A 24,864-nucleotide genomic window follows, 5' to 3' on the forward strand; every position below is an offset into this window, starting at 1 on the left:
GCCGCACGTCATGGAGCGGTTGTAACACGATCATAAAGTAGGTCTTTCGCCCTCACGATCGACGAGTATTCTGCAAAATAGCTGTCGCACCGTTCGCGCCACTTCGGCGAATGGTAGAAAGTCCGATTGTTCCGAATTCGAGATGCTGGGAGGCGTCGCCGAATGAGAGCTGTGAGTTGGGCCGCACTGAGCTGTAGCGTCGGGGATGGCGCCGGGAGCCGGGAGCCCGGAAAGACGATTCACACGCTTTTCTGACACGTGTGATCGTGCGTGGGGGGTGCGCCTCGCAATAGGCAGGGGCACACCCGGAATTTTCGCGAGCGCAGCAGTGGTTTCGTCGTGCGTTGCTGCCGCGCCCCTGGTGTTTCGAGTTCGAACTCGAGGTGTTCAGTGAATCTGCGTTCAGACGAATACGCGACCGATCGGGCAGGCTTGATTCCGCTGTCGCGGGCACAATACGGCATGTGGCTGGCCGATCATCTACCCGGCGAGCAGGCGATGAACATCGCGCACTACGTCGAGGTCGAGGGGCCGATAGACGTCGGCGCCTTCACCACGGCGGTGAACCGGGCCGGTCACGAAACCGAATCCCTCATCGTGCGAGTGGTCGAGATCGACGGCATTCCTTATCAATTCGTGGATCACGGCATCTCCTATGACGAGGATGTGCTGGACGTCAGCGGTTCGCCCGATCCGCTCGCCGCGGCATTGGAATGGATGCGTGCGGATTACAACGCCAAAATCGTCGATCCGAGCCGCGAGCGGCTGGCGGCGACCCGTTTGATTCGCATCGCCGACGATCGTCATCTGTGGTACGCGCGCGCACATCACCTCATCATCGACGGCTACGGCGCTTTCAATGCGCTGACCCGCGTGGCCGAGCATTACAACGCGTTGCTCGAGGGCAGGCCGCCCACCCCCATGGTTGGCGCGAAGCTGCGCGACATCATCGATGCCGAACACAGGTATCGGGACAGTTCCCGGTTCGAGGACGACAAGGCGTACTGGCTCGGCAAGGTGGCCGATATTCCAGCGCCGACGAGCCTGTCCGGCCGTCCCGCGCGCCTGGGCCAGGTCGATCGTGTTGCCGGACTGGAGCTTCCGGCACATGTGTCCGCGGCGCTCGAGCAGTTCGCGGCCGGTGTGGACGCCTCCCCGGCACAGGTGATCGTCGCGGGTTTCGCCGCCTTCCTGGCGCGAATGACCGGCCGCGACGACGTGGTGCTGTCACTGCCGGTGACAGGCCGGGTCACCAAGCGCCTGCGCAATGCCGCCGCGATGCTGGCCAATATGGTGCCGATCCGGTTCACCGTGGATGCCACGACCACCGTCGAACAGATGGTGCGGGCGGCCACCTCCGAACTGGTGCTGGCGATGCGCCATCAGCTCTACCGATTCGAGGATCTGCGCCGGGACTCCGACGCGCTGGACGCCTCCGCGAACTCCTTCGGCCCGATCGTCAATATCCTGTTCTTCGATTCGGAGATCCGGCTCGGGCGCGCCACCGGCCGTTATCGCGCGCTGACCTCGGGTGTCCTGGACGATCTACAGCTCAACATGTACCGCTCGGGCCCCGACGCGCCACTGCTGATCGAACTGCACGGCAACGCGAATCTCTACGACCAGGACGAGATCGACACCCATGCCCAGCGGTTCGTCGACTTCCTGCAACGGCTGACCGCGGCACCGCTGGACGCGCCCGTGATCGCGGTACCGCTGCTCGCACCCGCCGAACAGGCGCGGATCATCGGCGAGTTCGCCGGTCGCGACGGCAAAACCGACACCGAGACGCTGGTCGAGTTGATGGCGCGGCAGGTCACGGCCACGCCCGATGCCCTGGCGGTCACCGCGGGCACGACCGCCCTCACCTATCGGGAACTCGACGAGCGTTCCACTCGGCTCGCCCACCACCTGATCGCTCGGGGCGCAGGCCCGGACACCCTGGTGGCGATTGCGATGCCGCGCGACGCCGATCTCGTCGTGGCCGCGCTGGCCGTCCTGAAGTCGGGTGCGGGGTACCTGCCCCTGGATCTCGCGCACCCGGCCGAGCGGCTGGAGTATGTGCTCGGTGACGCCGATCCGATCGCCGTGCTGACCACTCGTGCTGTGCGCGAACGTATTCCGGGTGATCCGGGGCGAGTGGTGTTGTTCGAGGAGATGGCGGACCTGGTCGGTGACGCGGTCGCCCCGACGATCACCGACGCCCACCGGATCCGTCCACTTCGGCTCACGAACATCGCCTACGTCATCTACACCTCCGGCTCGACCGGGCGGCCCAAGGGCGTGGCCATCAGCCATGCTGCGGTGGCGACCCTCCTGGCGAACGCCCGCGACGAGATCGGCGTGCGGCCCGGCGATGTGTGGACGCTGTTCCACTCGTTCGCGTTCGACTATTCGGTGTGGGAGATCTTCGGCGCGCTGGTCACCGGTGGCCGCCTCGTCGTCGTGGACCGGGACACCGCGCGATCGCCCGACGAGGTCGTGCGCCTGGCGGCACGCGAGCGGGTCACGGTCCTGAGCCAGACGCCCTCGGCCTTTCAGCAGTTCGGTGCGGCGACGCAGCGATATCGCGAGGCCGGCGCCCCCGACGGGCCACTGTCGCTGCGCGTGGTCGTCCTGTCCGGTGACCGTCTCGACCCGGCGGGGCTGGCGCAGTGGTACGAGCAGAATCCGGCGCTGCCGGTCGTGGTGAACAGCTACGGCATCACCGAGACCACGGTCTTCGTCACCCGCCACTACCTGACGCCGAGCAGCGCGGCACCGGGCGCGCCGAGCGTGATCGGTTCGGCGCTGCCGGGGTTGCGCGGTTATGTCCTCGACGACCGGTTGCGGCCCGCCCCGATCGGTGCCTGGGGCGAAATCTATGTTGCCGGAAGCCAACTCGCGCGCGGCTATCTCGGGCGGGCCGCGCTGACCGCCGGACGATTCGTCGCCGATCCGTTCGGCGGGCCGGGCGAGCGGCTCTATCGCAGTGGCGATGTCGCACGGTGGAATCACCGGGGAGAGTTGGAATACCGCGGTCGCGCCGATCAACAGGTGCAACTGCGCGGATTCCGGATCGAACTCGGCGAGATCCGCAATGTGTTGCTGAGTCACCCCGCGGTGTCGGCCGCTGTGGTCACGGTCCATCTGCCGGGTACGGCCGCGGCCCGGCTCGTCGCGTATGTCGTATCCGACGACGCCGATATCACCGACACCCTGCGCGCGCACGCCGCGAAAGTGTTGCCGGACTACATGATTCCGGCCGTGTTCTGCACGGTGCCCGGCATTCCGCTCACGGTCAACGGCAAAATCGACCATCGTGCCCTGCCCGCGCCGGTCTTCGAGTCCGCGGCGGCTCATCTCGCGCCGCGCACGGCCCGTGAGGAGGCCATCGCCGAGATCTTCGCCGAGGTGTTGGGTCTGGAACAGGTCGGCGTACTGGACAACTTCTTCGACCGCGGCGGCAACTCGCTCACCGCGACCAGTGCGGCCGCGCGCATCGCCGCGCTGACCCGGTCCCCCGTGTCGGTCCGCGATCTGTTCGGCAAGCCGACCGTTGCCGAACTCGCCGCCGACATCGAGACCGGCGACCACCCCGCACGCCTCGCGCTCCATGCGCACCGCCGGGTCGATCCGATTCCGCTGTCACCGGCACAGCAACGGATCTGGCTGCTCAATCGGCTCGACCCGGACTCCGGGGCGTACAACATCCCGTTGGTGGTGCGGCTGACCGGTCGGCTCGACATCACCGCACTGCGCACGGCCCTGGCGGATGTCTTCGAGCGGCACGAATCCCTGCGAACGGTCTACCCCGATGTGAAAGGTGAAGGGACGCAGGTCGTTCTGCCCACCGCGCAGGTCCTCGCCGAACTCGACCCGTCGCCGACACCGATCGCTCCCGACGACCTCACCGAGCGGATCCGCACGATGGCCGCGCCCGGATTCGACGTCCGCGCGGCCGTCCCGATCCGAATCGCCCTGTGGGAGTGCGGAAACCGGGATCAGCACGTTCTGGCGCTGGCACTGCACCACATCTGCTGCGACGGGACCTCGCTGCCGCCGCTCGCGGCCGATATCGCCGCAGCCTATGCCGCGAGGAGCACCGGCCGGTCCCCCGACTGGTTCCCACTGACCGTGCAGTACGCCGACTACAGCATCTGGCACCGCGCGCTGCTCGGTGACGAGAACGATCCGGAGTCGACGGCCGCACGTCAATTACGTTTCTGGACAACACAACTGGCTGATATGCCGCAGTTGCTGGACCTGCCGACCGACCGCCCGCGCCCGGCCCGCCGATCACTGGACGGCGATGTCGCCCGGAGCGTGATCCCGGCCGAGACCTTCGCCGGAATCGAACGCCTCGCGCACAGCGCCCGGGTCACGACCTTCATGGTCGTGCATGCCGCGCTGGCGGCCCTACTGGCCCGACTGGCAGGGTCGGCGGACATCACCCTCGGCACGCCGATCGCGGGCCGCGGCGAGACCGCGCTGGAACCGCTGATCGGGATGTTCGTCAACACGGTGCCACTGCGCACCGTGGTGCGGACCGATGAATCGTTCCTCGCATTCCTGGCGCGGGTCCAGGACACCGATGTCGACGCCTTCGCCAACAGCGACGTGCCGTACGAGCGGGTCGTCGACGAGGTCGTCCCCGCCCGCTCGACCGCGTACGCCCCCCTGTGCCAGGTCTACCTCGCCTTCGAGAACATGACCGCGCCCACCCTGGAACTGCCCGGACTCACGGCCGAACCGCTGGACCCGGGCCCACAGCCGACGAAGACGGACATCATCGTCACCGTCGCCGCGAACGCCGCGGCAGGTGGTGACGTCACGCTCCGAATCGACTACGCGACAGACCTTTTCGACCGCAGGACCATCGACGAGCTGGCCGCGCGCCTGAACCAGATCCTGAGCGCGGTCGCATCGAACCCGCAACAGCGGATAGGCGATCTGAATGTGCTGACCGAATCCGAACAGGCAGCATTGGTCCCCGCGACGAGTGGTCCCGCCACACCGCCACAGACACTGCCGGAACTGCTCACCGTCACCGACCCCGATGCGGTAGCGGTAGTGACACCCGAGCGCGCGATGACCTACGGAGAATTGGATCGCTGGTCGAATCACCTTGCGCGACAACTGATCACGTGGGGCATAGGCCCGGGCGACCAGGTCGCGCTGCCGATGAGCCGATCGATGGAATTCGTCGCCGGCCTCTGGGCAGTAACCAAGGCCGGAGCCGCATTCGTACCGGTAGATCCGCGCAACCCCGCCGAACGAGTCGCACTCATGCTCGCCGACGCCGAGGTGTGCGCGGCGATCACGGTCAACGCGTCGCAGGATCTACTGCCTGCCTCGCTGCCTCGACTCGTACTCGACGATCCGGAAGCGGCGGGGCGGGCGGCGGAGGCGATGACCGATGCCGAGCGGGTACGACACCTCCATACCGCCGATGTCGCCTATGTGCTGTACACCTCCGGCTCGACCGGGACGCCGAAGGGGGTTGCGGTTACGCACGAGGGGTTGGCGAATTTCGCTGCTGAGCAGCGTGATCGGTATCGGGTCGAGGGGTCGGCGCGGGTATTGCAGTTGGCGGCACCGGGGTTCGATGCGGTGGTGTTGGAATTGCTGATGGCGCACGCGTGTGGGGCCGCGCTGATCGTTACGCCTCCTGACGTCATCGCGGGTGATGTGCTGGCGAATTGGATTGCTGCGCAGCAGGTTTCGCATGCGTTCATCACGCCTAGTGTGTTGTCCACGATGCGGCCGGACGGCTTGGACTCGCTGCGCGTGCTGGTCGCCGGTGGGGAGGCGGTGTCGCCGGAGACGGTCGAGGTATGGGCACCGGGGCGTCGGCTCCACAACGGTTACGGGCCGACCGAGACGACGATCATGGTCGCGATCAGTGATCCGTTGCATGCCGGGGAGCCGGTCACTCTCGGGGGTCCGATTCGCGGTATGGCGGCGATGGTTCTGGATGGGGACCTGCGGCCGGTGCCGGTCGGAGTGCCGGGAGAACTGTACATCTGCGGCCCCCAGTTGGCTCGGGGGTACCACAACCGGACTGCCGCGACGGCGGGCACTTTCGTCGCGAATCCCTACGGCGGCAACGGAACCCGCATGTATCGCACGGGCGACATGGTGCGCTGGACGGCCGGGCACACGCTCGAATATCTCGGCCGCGCCGACTTCCAGGTCAAGATCCGGGGGCAGCGGATCGAACTCGGCGAGATCGAGGCCGTTCTCGCCGCGCATCCCGATATCGCCGCGGCAGTGGTGATCGCCGTGCCGAGCGGTGACGAGTCGCGTCTGGCAGCCTACGTCGTGCCGGTCGGCGGCACTGTGGACGACGCCGCGCTACTCGATCACGCGGCGCGGCGGCTGCCCGCGCACATGGTTCCGGACGCGGTGACGGTGCTCGACGCACTGCCGCTCTCGCCGGTCGGCAAGGTCGATCGTGCCGCGTTGCCGACACCGGATTTCACCACCGCGACAACGGAATTCATCGCCCCGCGCGACCTCGCCGAGCAGTTGGTCGCCGATGTGTACGCCGCCGTACTGGGCGTCGAGCGGGTCGGCGGTGCGGACGACTTCTTCGATCTGGGCGGCAACTCGCTGTCCGCGACCAAGGCCGCGGCGCGGCTGAGCGATGCGTTCGGCGCCGAGATCTCGCTGCGGGCACTGTTCGAGGCACCGACCGTCATCGCGCTGGCCGACCACATCCGGTCGGCCCGCACGACCGGCCACGAACCGTTGCGCCCGCAGCGGCGTCCGGACCGGATCCCGCTCTCCCCCGCGCAGACCCGCATGTGGTTCCTGGCCCGGCTCGACGCCCGCTCGCCGATCTACAACATTCCGATGGTCGTGCGGATGTCGGGCGAACTCGATCCGGCCGCCCTGCGCGACGCGATCATCGACGTGGTCGACCGGCACGAGCCGTTGCGCACGGTCTATCCCGACAGCGACAGCGGACCGCATCAGGTGGTCGTACCCGCGGACACGGCGTTGCCGGACCTGCCGCTGGTGCCGTGCGCGGCGGACGAGGTCGACACATGTGTCGCGACGCAGGCGGGCATCGGATTCGACGTCACCCGCGAGGTCCCGTGCCGATTCGTATTGCTGCGCAGCGCATCCGACGATCACACCCTGGTCATCGTCGTGCATCACATCGGCTTCGACGGGTCGTCGCTGACCCCGCTGGCCGCGGACCTGGCCACGGCGTACGAGGCCCGGCTCGCGCAACGGCCACCACACTGGGCCCCACTGCCGGTCCGGTACGCGGATTACGCTGTGTGGCAACGGATACTGCTCGGCGCGGATCAGGATCCCGGCAGCACGGCCGCCACCCAGATCGAGCACTGGCGCACCACCCTCGCCGCGTTGCCCGAGGTGCTCGACCTGCCGACCGACCACCCGCGGCCCGCCAAGCAGACCTTCCGGGGGGCAACCGTGGCGGGCTCGGTGCCCGCGCCCCTGCACCGCGAGCTGGTCGAGCTGGCCCGCCGCCACGACGCGACGATCTTCATGGTGCTGCACGCGGCCTACGCGGCCCTGCTGGCACGGCTGTCCGGCACCGATGACATCGCCGTCGGCACACCGATCGCGGGCCGTGCCGAGCGCGGGCTCGAGGGCCTGATCGGCATGTTCGTCAACACACTCGTCCTGCGCACGCACATCGACCCGGCCACGTCCTTCACCGACCTGCTCGCACAGGTCCGGGACACCGATCTGAGCGCCTTCGAGAACGCCGACATCCCGTTCGAACGGCTGGTTGAGGTGCTGAATCCGGTGCGTTCGACCGCACACGCGCCGTTGACACAGGTCGGATTCTCGTTCCAGAACATCGACATTCCGGCGGTGGAGCTGGCGGGGCTCGCGGTCGCGGCACGGATGATCGATCCGGGCGTGGCCAAGTACGACCTGCATCTGAATCTCGTCGACACACCCCGGCGCGGCGCGCCCCTCGGGGAGATGGCCGTCGAATTGAGCTATGCGACAGATCTTTTCGACGAAGCGACGGTGACCGGCATCCTGGATCGGTTCGTGCGACTGCTCCGGACGATCGTGGCCGATCCGACCGCGGCGGTGGGCGATACCGAACTGCTGACCGCCCAGGAGCGAAACGAGCTCACACTCCGTTCGACCGGGGAGCCGACCGACCCGTCCTCCGCGACGCTCACTTCGATGTTCACCGCGCAGGCGGCCGCGAGCCCGGACGCGACCGCGACGATCGACGTCGAAACGGACACCCGATACAGCTACCGGGAATTCGCGGCACGGGTGAATCCCCTTGCCCGAGTACTGATCTCCCGCGGCATCGGCCCGGGAACCGTCGTCGGCGTCGCAATGCGCCGCAGTGCCGACCTGCTGACCATGCTGTACGCGATTCACGCGGCGGGCGCGGCCTATCTGCCGCTGGACCCGGATCATCCGGCCGAACGTGTCCGCACGGTCATCGCCGACGCGCGGCCCGCCGCGGTACTCACCCGGGGATGCGACGCGCCGGATCTCCCCGCCGACGTGCCGGTATGGCCATTGGAACAACTCGGCGCAGAGCACGCGAACCCCTCACCCCTCACCGACGCCGACCGCATCCGGCCGCTGCGCCCCGACGACCTGGCCTACATCGTCTACACCTCCGGTTCGACCGGCCTGCCCAAGGGAGTCGCGGTGTCGCACCGCGCCGTGGTGAACCAATTACGTTGGCTGCGTGAGCATTACGAGCTCGACGGACAGGACGTCATGCTGTGGCGCACCCCCGTCACCTTCGACCTGTCGGTCTGGGAGTTGTTCTCCGCGCTGACGTGCGGCGCGTCGCTGGTCGTCGCGGATTCGCACGCGCATACCGATCCCGACGCCGTGGCCGTGCTGCTGGCCGAATATCGGGTCACCACAGTGGATTTCGTGCCCTCGCTGTTGTCGGTATTCCTCGACACGGCCGATGCGGGCCGGTTCCCGGCCCTGCGGCGGGTGCTGTGTATCGGCGAGGCGCTGCCGGTCGACACCGTGCGACGGTTCCGGCAGTCGGGCACCGCCCGCATCGACAACCTGTACGGTCCGACCGAGGCCGCGGTGAGTGCCACCGCTCATCGGATCGACGACCTCGACACGGACATGATGGTGCCGATCGGCATTCCGGAGGCGAACACGATTGTGCGCGTACTGGATTCGCGGCTGAATCCGGTACCGGACGGCGTACTCGGGGAACTGTACCTGGGCGGCGTACAGCTGGCTCGCGGGTACCACCGGCATCCCGGCCGGACCGCGGCGAGTTTCGTCGCCGACCCCTGCGGTGAGGTGCCCGGAGCCCGGCTGTACCGCACCGGCGATCTGGCCCGCTGGGGCGCGGACGGGAACCTGCACTACGTCGGTCGCGCGGACACCCAACTCAAAGTGCACGGCCTGCGGATCGAACCGGGCGACATCGAGGCGGCGCTGCTGGCGCACGAGCAGGTCTGCGCGGCGGTCGTCCACGCGCACACCAACGGGCACGGACCGCGTCTGGTCGCCCACGTGGTCGCCGACCAGGCATTCGACGTCCGGCAGATGCGCGGATTCCTGCTGCAACGGTTGCCCGCGTACATGGTGCCGTCGGCGGTCGTGCGGATCGACACCGTACCGCTCACCGCCAACGGCAAGATCGACTACCGGGCGTTGCCCGCACCGCAGTCCAACGGGCACGACTCGCGGCACCGCGCGCCGCGGGGACTGCTCGAGGAGGCCGTCGCCGGGGTGTTCGCCGATCTGCTGGACCGTCCGGACCTCGGCGCGGACGACGACTTCTTCGAACTCGGCGGCAATTCACTCGTCGCGACCCGCGCGCTGAGCCGGATCGGCGAGGTCGCCGACGTCACGGTGCCGGTGCAGACGATCTTCGAGGCGCCAACGGTCGGTGAACTCGCCGTCCGCGTCGCGCAACTGCGGGCTGTACCGAGCGTGCCCGCACCGACACCCAGGACCCGCCCGGACCGAATCCCGCTGTCCCCAGCCCAGACTCGGATGTGGTTCCTCAACCAGCTCGATCCCGGATCGGCCGAATACATTGTGCCCCTTGCGATGCGGCTCGTCGGCGCGGTCGACCTCGATACGCTCACCGCGGCGCTGAGCGACGTCGTCGATCGGCACGAGATCCTGCGGACGATGTACCCGGGCGTCGACGGCGTACCCGCTCAGATCGTCCTCGATACCCACGAGGTCGCCCGGGTCCTCGTACCGGAACCGCTCGACGAACATGAACTCCCCGACCGGCTGGCCGAATTCTTCGCCACCGGATTCGACGTATCCCGCGAAGTGCCGCTGCGGATCGCACTGCATCGACTCGGCGATGAGAGCTGGGTGGTGGCGGTGGCGATCCACCACATCAGCTGCGACGGATTCTCGGTGGCGCCGCTGGCGGCCGATATCGTCACCGCCTACCGCGCGCGCTCGAGCGGCACGCCACCGCACTGGGCACCCCTGGAAGTCCAGTTCGCCGACTACGCGCTGTGGCAGCGGGAGACGCTGGGCGCGGCCGACGATCCGGCCTCGCCGGTCGCCCGCGATATCGCCTACTGGCGCGGCCGACTCACCGGTATCCCCGATGTGCTCGACCTGCCCGCCGATCGACCACGCCCCCTGGCTCCGACCATGCGTGGCGCGGTCGTGCGCGCGACGATTCCCGGCGAATTGCACGGCCGCGTGGCGGCACTGGCGCGGCGTTGCGGCGCGACCCCGTTCATGGTGGCGCACACCGCGCTGGCGGTACTGCTGTCGAGACTCTCGGGCAGCGACGACATCACCGTCGGTGTCCCGCATGCCGGGCGCGGCCATCGAGCACTGGACAACCTGGTCGGGATGTTCGTCAACACTCTCGTGATACGCAGCCGGGTCGAACCGGATCTGACGTTCGAGAGCCTGCTGGACCAGGTGCGCCACGCCGCGGTCGAAGCGTTCGACCATGCGGCAGCGCCGTTCGAACAACTGGTCGAGGCCCTCGCCCCCACTCGCTCGACGGCGCACACACCGCTGTTCCAGGTGATGCTCGCCTATCAGAACATGGCGCGGGCGCGGGTCGAACTCCCGGGCCTGACCGTGGAGAGTCTCGATCCCGACGACGGCTCCGCGAGCTACGACCTGCTGCTGATGATGGCCGAGGAACACGGCCCCCACAACGAGCCGACCGGCATGACGCTGCGCCTGACCTATGCCACCGACCTGTTCGATCGGGAGACGATCGCCGGATTCGCCGAACAGTTCGTGCGGGTGCTCGATGCCGCCACCGCTGATTCCGGGACGACGGTAGGTGCGATCGAACTGCTGGATCCCACCCAGCGGCAACTGGTGCTCGAACGCTGGAACGACGCGGTCGCTCCCCCGACCTCGGGCCGCACGCTGGTGGACGCGTTCGCCGCACAGGTGGCTCGCACACCGGATGCCCCGGCGCTGATCGTTCCGGGCGGCCGGGTGGTGGGTTACCGGGAGTTCGACGCACGGGTGAACCGGCTGGCGCGCTGGCTCATCGCGCAGGGCGCAGGGCCGGAAACCGTTGTGGCGGTGGGCATTCGCCGATCCGTCGAACTCGTCACGGCACTGTACGCGGTGGTCGGTGCCGGTGCCGCCTTCCTGCCGATCGATCCGGAGCACCCCAGCGCGCGCACGGCCGACGTCCTGCACGCGGCCCGACCGCTGCTGATCCTCACCACGACATCCGACCGCGACGCGCTCCCCGACGGGTACCGGATCACTTGCCTGGATCGCCTCGATCTGTCGGAGCTGTCCGACGCTCCGATCACCGACGACCAACGCCACGGCCCGCTACGCCCGGACAATGTGGCCTACATCCTGTTCACCTCCGGCTCGACCGGCACCCCCAAGGGCGTCGCGCTGACCCACGCGGCCACCGTGAGCCAGCTCGCGTGGGCCCAGCGGCAATGGCCGCACGGCAGCTCCGACGTCGTCCTGCACAAGACTCCGGTGACGTTCGACATCGCCGTCTGGGAGTTGTTCTGGCCGTTGCAGACCGGCGCGGGGATCGTGATCGCCGCACCCGGCGGCCATCGCGACCCCCGCTACCTCATCGACACCATCGCCGAATACCGGGTCGGCACAGCGCATTTCGTGCCCTCGATGGCCGAGGTGCTGCTCGAGACGGCCGGAGCGACGACACTGCCGTCGATGCGGCGGGTGTTCCTCGCCGGTGAGGCCCTCGCACAGCACACCGCCGACGCGGCGGCGGCACTGTTCCCCGACGCCGACATCGTCAACTGGTACGGCCCGGCCGAGGCGGAGGTCGTCACCGCCGCCCACTGCCTGCCGGGCGCGGCGGACCGCACCATGGTTCCCATCGGCGCACCGGTGGCGGGTATGCGCGCCTATGTGCTGGATTCGCGGTTGCGGCCGGTGCCGATCGGCGTCGTCGGCGACCTCTACGTCTCCGGTGTGCAGGTGGCGCGCGGTTATCACGGGCGCGCCGAGCTGAGCTGTGGCGCCTTCGTCGCGCATCCGTTCGGCGCACCCGGTGAACGGATGTACCGCACCGGCGATCTCGTCCGCTGGACCCGGGGCGGCGTGCTGGAATACCTGGGGCGCAACGATTTCCAGGTGAAGGTGCGCGGGCAGCGGGTCGAGCCGGGTGAGATCGAAGCGGCGTTGTCGAGGTTGCCCGATGTCGCGCGCGCGGCCGTTGTCGCGACGCCCGACCGCATCGTCGGCTACGTGACGCTCCTGCCGGACGCGCTCACCGACGCCCGCGCCCTGCGCGCCCGGCTCGCCCGCACGCTGCCGCCGTACCTGGTTCCCGCGGTCGTCCAGGTCCTGGACGAGCTGCCGGTGACGCCGAACGGCAAACTCGATCGAGCCGCCCTGCCAGAACCCGTGTTCGACCACGATGACGACCATGTGGCACCCCGAACCGGCCGCGAACGGACGCTGACGGCGATCGCCGCCGAGATCATCGGCGGCGACCGGATCGGCGTGACGGCGAACCTGTTCGAGATCGGACTCGATTCGCTCTCGGCCGCTCGCGTCGCCGCCCGCGCCACCACGGCGCTCGGTGTCCAGGTCGGCATCCGCGACATCTTCGACGAGCCGACCATCGCCGGACTGTCCGAACTGCTCGGCACGCGAGACGGCGAGAGTGCCGTCGTGCTGCCGTTCGAGCCGCGCCCGCGGCCCGCGACGATCCCGCTGGCCGCCGCGCAACGCCGGATGTGGTTCCTCAATCAGTTCGACACCACCTCGGCGGCGTACAACATCTGCCTCGCCGCCCGGCTGACCGGCCGGTTGGACACCACCGCCCTGCGCGCCGCGCTGCTCGACGTCCTGACCAGGCACGAGCCGCTCCGCACGAGGTATCCCGCCGACGCCGACGGTGAGCCGCACCAACTCGTGCTGGAGGTGGCGGATCTGGCCACGGTCACGAGGCTGGAGCCCGAACCGGTCGACGGCGATCCCGCCGACCGGATCCGGCGGACGGTCGAGGCCGGTTTCGATGTCACGCAGGCACCGCCGCTGCGCGCCCGGCTCTACCGCACCGGCGACGACGAGCACGTGATCGTCCTGGTCGTGCACCACATCGCCGCCGACGGGGCATCGATGGCCCCGCTGGCCGCGGACATCTTCAGTGCGTATGCGGCACGATCGAAAGGCGAAGCGCCGCAATGGAAACCGATCGAATTCCAGTACGCCGACCACGCGCTCCGGCAGCGCGAGGCCCTCGGCGCGGAAACTGATCCGGAGTCGCCGATCGCGCGGCAGATCGCGCACTGGACCGCGATCCTCGACGACGCCCCCGAACTGCTCGAGCTGCCGACGGACCGGCCGCGCCCGGCCACCCTGTCGACATCGGGTGCGAGTGTTCGATTCGGACTGTCCCAGCGACTGCACGAGGATGTGGTCCGGGTGGCGCACGAAGCGGGCGTCACCACGTTCACCGTGCTGCACGCCGCGCTCGCGATCGTGCTGTCGCGCACCGCACACAGTGACGACATCTCGATCGGCTCCCCGGTCGCCGGGCGTGGCGGGCAGGCACTCGACGATCTGGTCGGCATGTTCGTCAACACGATCGTGCTGCGCACCCGGGTCCGGGACGACCTGTCGTTCGAGGAATTCCTGGCGCGGGTGCGCGAGGTGGACGTGGACGCCCTCGCCCACGCGGATCTGCCCTACGAGAAACTGGTCGACGTCCTGGATCGCGGCCGCAGCGCCGCGTACACGCCGCTGTTCCAGGTGATGTTCGGCCTCCAGAACATGCGCGCGGCCCGGTTCGAGCTCCCCGGCGTGGACGTCGAACTGCTCGATCCTGGTCTGGCCCAGGCGAAAACCGACCTCACCGTGCTGCTGACCGAACGCTCCGACGGTGATCGGCCCGCCGGGGTCGACGGTGAGATCATCTATGCCACAGACCTTTTCACCGAATCCACGGCGGAAGGGTTCGCGGACAGGCTCATTCGCGTGCTCGAGGCGGTGACCCGCGATCCCGCGCGGCCGGTGGCCAGCATCGACCTGCTGGGTGCCGCCGAGGCACGACGTCTCGTCCCCGTACGCGGCGGTCCCGGCGCGACGCCGTGTACATTCCCCGATCTGCTGGCCGCGACCGCGACCGCGCACCCGACGGCGACCGCGCTGATCGGAACGTCCGCCGATCTCACCCACACCGAGCTCACCCACACCGAGCTCACCTACGCCGAACTCGATCGCCGCTCCAACCGGCTCGCCGCGCACCTGCTGACCCACGGAGCCGGGCCGGGGACGTTCATCGCGCTGGCCGTACCGCGATCGGTCGACTACCACATCGCGATGTGGGCGATCACCAAGACCGGTGCCGCCTTCGTCCCGGTGGATCTGCGCTATCCCGCCGCACGAATCACCCACCTCGTACGCGATTGCGGTGCGGCCCTGGGGATCACGATCGAGTCCGCGCGCGCGACACTGCCGGACGATCTCCGATGGCTGTCGCTGGACGACCCCGAGACCGCCGCCCAGGTCGCCGACCGCGCCGAACGGGGCGTGACCGATGCCGATCGCCCACGGCCACTGCGGATGTCCGATGCCGCGTACGTGGTGTACACCTCGGGCTCGACCGGAACACCGAAGGGCGTGGTCGTCACCCATACGGGTGTGGCCGGTTTCGCGGCGGACCAGCGCGTCCGCTATCGGGTCGAGTCCACCTCCCGGGTGCTGCAGGTGGCCGCTCCCGCGTTCGACGCGGTGCTGCTGGAGGCGCTGATGGCGTACCCGGGCGGCGCGAGCCTGGTCGTCGCGCCGCCGGAGGTGTATGCCGGGCCGGACCTGGCGGCGCTGGTCCGTAACCATCACGTCACGCACGCGTTCCTGACGCCCAGCGTGCTGGCCACGGTGTCGCCCGCCGATTTCACCTCGGTCCGGGTGCTCGCGGTCGGCGGCGAGATGGTGTCCGCCGAGCTGATCGCGGACTGGGCACCGGGACGCTGCCTGCACAACACCTACGGCCCGACCGAGACGACCATCGCGGTCACCATCAGCGAACCCGTGTGCCCGGGCGAGGTGATCACCGTCGGCGGACCGATCGGCGGCGTGGAAGCGCTGGTCCTCGATGCCCGGCTGCGCCCGGTACCGGTCGGGGTGACGGGCGAGTTGTACTTGTCGGGTGCGGCGCTGGCGCGCGGCTATCTGAATCGTCCCGGCGCGAGCGCGGCGGCGTTCGTCCCGAATCCGTTCGGCGAGCCCGGAGCGCGGATGTATCGCACCGGCGATATCGTCCGCTGGACCGCACGGGCCACGCTGGAATACGTGGGCCGCATCGACTTCCAGGTCAAGGTCCGCGGCCAGCGCATCGAGCTGGGCGAGATCGATGCCGCGCTGCTGGCACACCCGCAGGTGGCTGCCGCCGTCACGGTCAGCCGCCCCGGTCCGGGCGGGCAACCCGCACTCGCCGCCTACCTCGTGCCGACCTCCGGCGCGACCGTCGAACCCCGCGCGATACTCGACCATCTCGCCACCGGGCTGCCCGCTCACATGGTGCCCACGACGGTCACGGTACTGACCAGCATGCCGCTGGCCCCGACCGGCAAGGTGGATCGAAAAGCATTGCCCGAACCAATCTTCGGCACTGATGCGGACGAATACGTGGGTGCCGCAACCGATCTGGAGCGGACCATCGCCGCCGCCTTCGCCGACGTGCTCGGCGTCGCGTCGATCGGGGCGACGACGTCGTTCTTCGCACTCGGCGGCGATTCCATCTCGTCGATCCAGCTGACGTCGCGGTTGCAGGCCGCCGGTGTCGTCGTCACGGCGCGGGATGTCTTCGAGCACAAGACCGTTCGCGCACTGGCACATGTGGCCACGACGGAACGGACGCTCGTGGCGGAACTGCCCGGCGGCGGGGTCGGTGAGATGCCCCGCACCCCGATCGTGTCCTGGTTCGCCGAAAGGCCCGGCCCCTCCGACCGTTTCGCACAATCGATACTGGTCCGGCTGCCCCGGCACGCCCGCGTCGAGGAGGTCACCGCGACCGTGCGGGCGGTGCTCGACCAGCACGACATGCTGCGCGCGGCGTGGGTCGACCACAGCCTGCGGGTGCCGCCCGCCGAGGCCGTCGACGCGACCGCGGCGGTATTCGTCCGGCATTTCGGTGCCGACGAGATTCCGGGCACGGACGGTTTCACCGCGGTGGTGGAGGCGGCCCTGTCCGAGGCATCGAACCGTCTCGATCCCGGCGCGGGCCGGATGTTGCAGGTGGCGTGCCTGCTTCCGGAATCCGGCGTCGAATCCGACGCCCGCGCGCTGATCGTGATCCACCACCTGGCTGTCGACGGCGTGTCGTGGCGAATCCTGATGCCCGACTTCGTCACCGCGTGGGCGCAGCTCGGCCGCGGCGACACGATCGAACTCCCCGCACCGGGCACTTCGATGCGGCGGTGGGCCCACGCGCTCACCGATGCCGCGCCCGAACGCGACGACGAGATGCGGTTGTGGCAGCGAATGAGCTCCGCACCCGATCCACTGCTCGGCAGCGTCGCGTTCGATCCTGTCCGCGACACCCAGGCCACGGTGCGCCAGCTCACCGCGACCATCTCGGGCACGGTCGCCTCGGCACTGCTGGACTCGGTGCCGCACCTGGTCCGCGGTGGCGTCGACATCGCCCTGCTCGCCGGTTTGACTGTGGCACTTACCCGTTGGCGCCGCCGTCGCGGTGGCGACCACGCGGGAATCAAGGTCCTGCTGGAGGGACACGGCCGCGAAGAACAGGTGCTGTCCGGGTCGGATCTGTCCCGCACCGTGGGCTGGTTCACCAGCGCCTACCCGGTCGCGGTGGATCTGACCGGAATCGACGAGTCGGATCCGCGCGCGGTGGTGATCGCGGTCAAGGATCAACTGCACGACATCCCTGACCGGGGCATCGGTTACGGGCTGCTGCGCTATCTGAACCCCGGTACCGCCGACACGCTCGCCACCGCAGCGCCGCCGCAGATCACGTTCAACAACCTCGGCCGCGCCGGTGTGAACCTCACGGAACTGTCGGACCTCGCGTGGATACCGGCCGGCGAGCCGTTCGACCACCACTGCGCCTTCGACCCGAATATGCCTGCCGCAGCGGCGATCACGATCGATCTCGACATCCTGGACACCGACACCGGACCGGAAATCTCGGCCCGCGTCGGTTACGCCGCACGCCTGCTCGACCACGACGACGTCGCCGAACTCGTCGCCGGATGGGTCGATGCGATCACCGAGATCGCCGCCCTCGCGACCGACGGCACCCCGTGGCCGCTCTCGCGCGCGGACGTTCCGCTGGTCGAACTCACCCAGCGGAATCTCGACGTCCTCGCCGACCGGTTCGGCCCGCTCGATGCGGTCTGGTCGCTGGCGCCGCTGCAGGAGGGCCTGCTGTTCCACGCCGAGATGGCAACGGGCGCAACCGATGTCTACACCGCGCAATCGGTCCTCACCTTGGCCGGTCTGGTCGACGAGGATCGGCTCGAACGCGCCGCACGCGCACTGCTCGAACGAAATCCCAACCTGCGGGCCGGATTCACCCGGACCGAGGCGGGCGTGGCCGTCCAGGCTGTCCCGGAAGCGGTCACGCTGCCCTGGCGGCGCGTGGAAATCACCGGCGGCACAAGCGAAGTGGACGAGCTACTCGATGCCGAGCGCGGGATCGTCTTCGACCCCGCCGAGCCGCCGCTGCTGCGATTCCTGCTCATCGCCGACAGCGCGGGCGAGCACCGGCTCGTGCTCACCGCCCACCATCTGCTGCTCGACGGCTGGTCGCTGCCACTGCTGTGGCGCGAGCTGATCGGACTGTATTCCGTTGGCGCACAACCGGACCTGCTGCCGCCGTCATCGGCCTACCACGATTACCTGACGTGGCTGGACACCCGTGATCGCGACGCGAGCCTGCGGGCGTGGCACGACGCGCTGCGCGATACCGACCTGCCGACGCTCGTCGCCGCGCACCCGGCCACGACGGCGGACATCCCGATCGATCTCACCGTCGAATCGGACAGCATCACGACCGTGGAACTGGCGACCTTCGGGCGCATCCACGGCGTGACGATGGCGACGATCGTGCAGTTCGCCTGGTCGGTGGTGCTGGGCAACCTGCTCGGCGCCGAACGGGTCGCCTTCGGCAGCACGGTGTCCGGCCGCCCCGCCGAACTACCCGGCGTCGAATCGATGATCGGCCTGTTCATCAATACGATCCCCGTCGTCGCCGACGTGCGCCGCGCCCACACCATCGAGGAGGCCCTGCGACTGCTGCAAACCGCCAACACCGATCTGCTCGACCACCACTACCTCGAACTGTCGCAGATCGCGAAGACCGTGGGCGGCGGTCCGCTGTTCGACACTCTCGTGGTGTTCGAGTCGTATCCGGTGGACAGCAGCGGCGTGGGCGATACGGACATCGACGGCATGCGCGTGGTGGGCGCGTCCGGACGCGACGCCGCGCACTACCCGATCACCGTGCAGGCACACCTCACCGACCGGTTGCACGTGCGGCTGCGCTACCAGCGGGACCAGATCGAGGACCGGATGGCCGCGGGCCTGGCGGCGCGGCTGGCGGCCGTCCTGCGCGCCGTCGCCCGCGACCCGAACACCAGGCTGGGCGCCATCGACCTGCTGAGTCCGAGCGAGCGGCACGAACTCGTCCCCGCCTCGGGTGGCGGCACCGCCGCACCGTGCCCGACATCGCAGCTGCTGCGGACCGGCGTCGCGGTGAATCCCCAGGCCACGGCACTCGTCCACGGCCCGCACACGATGTCCTACGCGCAACTCGATGCCCGGTCCAATCAGATTGCGCGACAACTGATCTCACGGGGCGCGGGCCCCGGCGACCGGATCGCGCTCGTCCTGCCCCGGTCCGCCGAACTCGTGGTCGGCCTGTGGGCGGTGACCAAAACGGGCGCCGCCTTCGTACCCATCGATACCAGGATGCCCGTCGAGCGCGTCGCGCTGATGATGGCCGACGCCCAGATCCACAGTGCGATAACGGTTCGGGCAGCGCGCCATCTGCTGCCCGCGACGGTACACGCCGTGGTTCTGGACGACCCGGACACCCACGCATCGATCGCCGCCCGACCGACGGCACCCCTCACCGAGACCGAACTCGCGCACACACCCCACGTCGCCGACATCTCCTACGTGCTCTACACCTCCGGATCCACCGGAATGCCGAAGGGAGTCGAGATCACCCACGGCGCGGTGGCGAATTTCGCTGCCGTGCAACGAGATCGCTTCGCGGTCGACCCGAGTTCCCGGGTCCTGGAGGTGGCCTCGCCGGGCTTCGATGTGATGGTGCTGGAGATCCTGCTCGCCCACACCTGCGGCGCCACGCTGGTGTCCGCGCCCGAGACCGTGTTCGCGGGCACCGAACTGACGGAACTCGTTCGCGCACAACGAATCACGCACGCCTTCCTGACACCCGGCGTGCTGGCGACGATGTCCCCGCACGGCATGGATTCGCTCCGCGTACTCATTGCCGGTGGCGAAGCGGTCACACCGGAGACGGTCGAGCGGTGGGCGCCGGGCCGGACTCTGTTGAACGGATACGGACCGACCGAGACCACGATTCTGGCCGCGATCAGCGCACCCCTGCGACCCGGCCGGGCGGTGACCATCGGCGGACCCGTGTCCGGGGTGCAGGCCGTCGTGCTGGACCCGTGGCTCGCGCCCGTACCGGTCGGCGTGGTCGGTGAGCTGTACCTCGCGGGAGTCCAGTTGGCACGCGACTACCTCGAACGTCCCGCGACCACCGCCGCGATGTTCGTCCCGAACCCCTTCGGCCCGGCGGGATCTCGCATGTACCGCACCGGCGACGTGGTCCGCTGGACCCCGGACCACGTGCTCGAATACCTCGGCCGCCGCGATTTCCAGGTCAAGATCCGCGGCCAGCGCATCGAACTCGGCGAGATCGAATCCGTGCTGGCCGAACATCCCGGCATCGACCACGCCGTCGTCCTGCACCGCGCGGACCATCGGGGGGCCGAACGACTCGTTGCCTATCTCGTCACCGGCCGGACCGTGGACCCGGACCAGATCCGGGCCATGGCACAATCGCGGCTGCCCGCGCACATGGTGCCCGAGGCGTTCTCGATGCTCGCCGAACTCCCGCTCAACACGAACGGAAAACTCGACCGCTCGGCCCTGCCCGCCCCGGAATTCGCCGCCGCACGCGAATCGATCGCGCCGCGTACCGATCTCGAACGCCAGGTGGCGACCGCATTCGGCAATGTCCTGGGCATCGACGATGTCGGCGCGACCGACAGCTTCTTCGAGCTGGGCGGCGATTCGCTGTCGGCCACCCGCGTCACCGCGCAACTGAACTCGGCGCTCCAGGTGCGCTCGAGCGTCCGAGACCTCTTCGACGCACCCGTGGTCGCGGACCTGGCGGCGCATCTGGCCGTGCTCGACCACGATTCGCGAATCCCGTTGACCGCGCGGGCGCGGCCCGAGCGCCTGCCGCTCTCACCGGCACAGCAGCGCATGTGGTTCCTCAACCAGTTCGACACCACGGTCGGCGGATACAACATCCCGCTGACGATCCGGCTGCGCGGAACGCTCGACATCGACGCGCTGCGCACCGCGTGTGCGCTGGTCATCGAGCGCCACGAAGCGCTGCGGACCCGGTTCCCGATGATCGACGGGCAGCCCACGCAGGTCGTGCTGCCCACCGACCAGGTCGCACCGCGGCTCGACCCGATCCGGGTGGACCACACGCAGCTCGTGGTCCGGGCGATGGCCGTGGTCTCGCGGGGCTTCGACGTGACCCGAATGCCCCCGCTGCGGGCCGAACTGTTCGAACTCGGCGAAACCGACCACGTTCTCGTGCTCTGTGTGCACCACATCTGCGCCGACGGGCAGTCGATGCTGCCGCTCGTCCGGGACGTGGCGACCGCGTACGAGGCGAGCCGACAGGGCGCCACGCCCATGTTCACGCCACTGCCGGTCCAATACGCCGACTACGCGCTGTGGCAGGCCGAGCGGCTCGGCTCGGCGGATGACCCGGAATCGCTGCTGTCACAACAGCTTCGGTTCTGGGAGCAGTCTCTCACCGGGCTGCCCGAACTGCTCGAACTACCCACCGATCGACCCCGGCCGGCGGTCGCGTCCCTGCGCGGTCGGGTGGTCGAATTCGAGGTCGCCGACGAACTGCACGCACGCGTCATCGCCACTGCGCGGCAGACGAATACGACGATTTTCATGGTCCTGCACGCCGCGCTGGCCGTATTGCTGTCCCGGCTCACCAGAGTCGAGGACATCGCGATCGGCACTCCGGTGGCCGGACGCGGCGAGCGTGACCTCGACGACCTGATCGGGATGTTCGTCAACACTCTCGTCCTGCGCTCGCGGGTGTCGGCGCAGCAACCGTTCGCCGAACTGCTCGCCTCGATCCGCGAGACCGATCTGGCGGCCCTGGCCCATGCCGACGTGCCGTTCGAACAGGTCGTGGACACCCTCAACCCGCCACGCTCGACCGCGCATCTGCCGCTGTACCAGGTCACCCTCGATGTGCAGAACTTGAGCGAGGCGGTCCTGCGGCTCCCCGAGCTGAGCATCGAGCCGGTGGACAGCGGTTTCGAGGTCGCGCAGGCCGACCTGAACGTGAAACTCGCCGAGCGATTCGGGGACGGTGGCCGCGCCGACGGGATGGTGGGGCGACTCACCTTCGCCGCCGACCTGTTCACCGACGCGACGATGGGCCGCTTCGCGCAGGCGTACCTGCGCATCCTCGAGACCGTCACGGCGGATCCGTGGTCGCCGGTCGGGGACATCGATCTCATCGATGCGGCGCAGCGACGCGAATTGCTCAGCGCCGCAGGGCATGACGGCGCGCCGGTACCTCAGGCCACGCTCGCCGGATTGTTCGCCGAGCGCGTCGAAGCCCGCCCCGACGCGATTGCCGTCGCCGACGGCTTCGCCCGGCTGACCTTCGCCGAGTTGGACCGCCGCTCCGCACAGCTCGCGGCCCGATTGACCGCGGCGGGGGTCGGACCGGAATCGCTTGTCGCGGTGGCACTCCCACGCTCGGTCGAGCTGGTCGTGGGCATCCTCGCGGTGGTCAAGGCCGGGGGCGGGTATCTGCCGCTGGATGTCACGTACCCGGCCGAGCGCCTGCGGTTCGTACTCGATGACGCACGTCCGGCGGTAATGCTGGCCACCGCCGGAATCGCTTGCGCGCTACCGGAATACCCGGCACCGCTGCTGCTGATCGATGACCCCGGGCAGGACGCCGAAGATCCCGACACGGTAGCGCCGAGCGTTCGACCGGACGACATCGCATACGTGATCTACACGTCCGGCTCGACCGGCCGCCCCAAGGGAGTCGCGGTCACACACCGCGATGTGGTCACGCTGCTCACCCACACCGCCGAATGTTTCGACATCGGCCCGGACGACGTGTGGACGATGTGCCATTCGTACGCATTCGATTTCGCGGTGTGGGAGATGTGGGGCGCGCTGCTGTCCGGCGGAAGTGTCGTCGTCGTGGACAAGGACACAGCCCGCTCCCCCGCCGCGCTCGTCGATCTGCTCGCGCGCGAACGCGTCACCGTCCTGAGCCAAACTCCTTCGGCGTTCTACGGATTCGCCGATGCCGAGCAGGAGTATCGCGAATCCGGTTGCCGTGCAGGTGATCTCGCCCTGCGATACGTCATCTTCGGTGGCGAGCCGCTGGATTCGTCCCGGTTGACCGCCTGGTTCGCGACGCACGCGCCACGAACACCCCGGCTGGTCAACATGTACGGAATCACCGAAACGACTGTGCACGTGACCATTCGCGAGATCGAGGAACCGATCTCCAGCGCGATCGGGACACCACTGCCGGGGCTGCGCACCTACGTGCTCGACGACCGGCTGCGCCCGACGCCGATCGGTGTCGTCGGCGAGCTCTACGTGTCCGGCGAACAGTTGACCCGCGGGTACCTGCGCGCACCCGGCCTGAGCGCAACCCGGTTCGTGGCGAATCCCTTCGACGCCAACGGAACCCGCCTGTACCGAACCGGCGATCTCGCCCGCTGGACCACCGCCGCGCACGGACTCGAGCTGACCTACGCGGGCCGCGCGGACGCACAGGTACAACTGCGGGGATACCGCATCGAACTGGGTGAGGTGGAATCCGCGCTGCTGCGTCACCCGCTGGTGCGCCACGCGGCCGCCGCGGTCCATCACCACACCCGGGGGGTCGATCAGCTGATCGGCTATGTGGTGGGCAGCGGGGACCAGCAGATCGATCCGGATGCGGTGCGCGACACCGCCGCTCAGGTCCTCACCGACTACATGGTGCCCTCGACGGTGATGGTGCTGCCGGAGTTGCCCATGACGGTCAACGGCAAGCTGGATCGCTCCGCGCTGCCCGCGCCCGTGTTCTCCGCCGTCACCGAATTCGCCGCGCCGCGAACACCTTCCGAGAAAGCCATCGCCGAGGCGTTCACGCGGATCCTCGCGGTCGACCAGGTGGGCATCACCGACGGCTTCTTCGATCTGGGCGGGAATTCGCTGCTCGCCACGATGGTGGTGGCCGAACTCGAAAAGCACGGGGTGCGCATCGCCCTGCCCTGGATGTTCGAGGAAGCCACTCCGAAAGCGCTGGCACAGCGCGCGGACGACACCGCGGCGACCTCGGGTTCGCAGGTGCTGCTCCCGCTGCGCGGCACCGGGTCCGAGCCCGCGGTGTTCGGGGTGCATCCGGCGGGCGGGTTGGCCTGGTTCTACGGCGGCGTGGTGGAGCATCTCGACCGGGACCGGCCCGTGTACGGCCTGCAGGACCCGCACGTGGTCGCGAGCGAACCGCAGGCGAAGTCCGTGGACGAACTGGCCGAGCGCTACGTCGCGGAGATCCGCCGAGTACAGCACCACGGCCCCTATCACCTGCTCGGCTGGTCGCTGGGTGGGCAGATCGCGCACGCGATGGCCGTGAAACTCCGACGCGGCGGCGCATCCGTCGGCATCGTGGCCCTGCTGGATTCCGGTGTGGGACAGGCGGAATCGACCCCCGGCCCGGCGATCACGACCGACGACGCGGTCCCCGCTCACATCGTGACCGACCTGCTCGGCGGCTGGCGCGAACTGTTCGATCTCGACGACATCGTGCAGGCCCGGACCCCCGAACAAGCGTGGGCCGTCGTGCGCGACCAGCTGATCCGGACCGAGCTGTTCAGCGCCGAACAGATAGATCGGGTCATGGCCAGCTTCGAGACCGCGGCCGACATCTCCGGTCGCCATCTGCCCGAGGTCTTCGACGGCGATCTGCTCTTCTTCACCGCGGGCAAGGAACGCGCGGACCACGACGCACTCGTCCGGGAATGGCGTCCCTACGTCACCGGACAGATCCACCACACGGTTCTCGACGCACGCCACCTCGAACTCAGCCATCCGGCCGCCATGGCGATCGTCGGACCGATCCTGGAACGCTTCATGCACGAATGCTGA

1 protein-coding gene is annotated in these 24,864 nt (G+C 68.9%); it reads left to right on the top strand.

The genetic code is table 11. The annotated features are described in order from the left end of the window. Window positions 1-390: 390 nt before the first annotated feature. Window positions 391-24,864: a non-ribosomal peptide synthetase gene (locus NRB20_RS20350; RefSeq protein WP_153411723.1), complete on the top strand. Its 24,474-nt coding sequence runs from the start codon at window positions 391-393 to the stop codon at window positions 24,862-24,864.

Origin of the sequence: Nocardia macrotermitis (genome assembly GCF_009604405.1) — a bacterium.
GTDB lineage: Bacteria > Actinomycetota > Actinomycetes > Mycobacteriales > Mycobacteriaceae > Nocardia > Nocardia macrotermitis.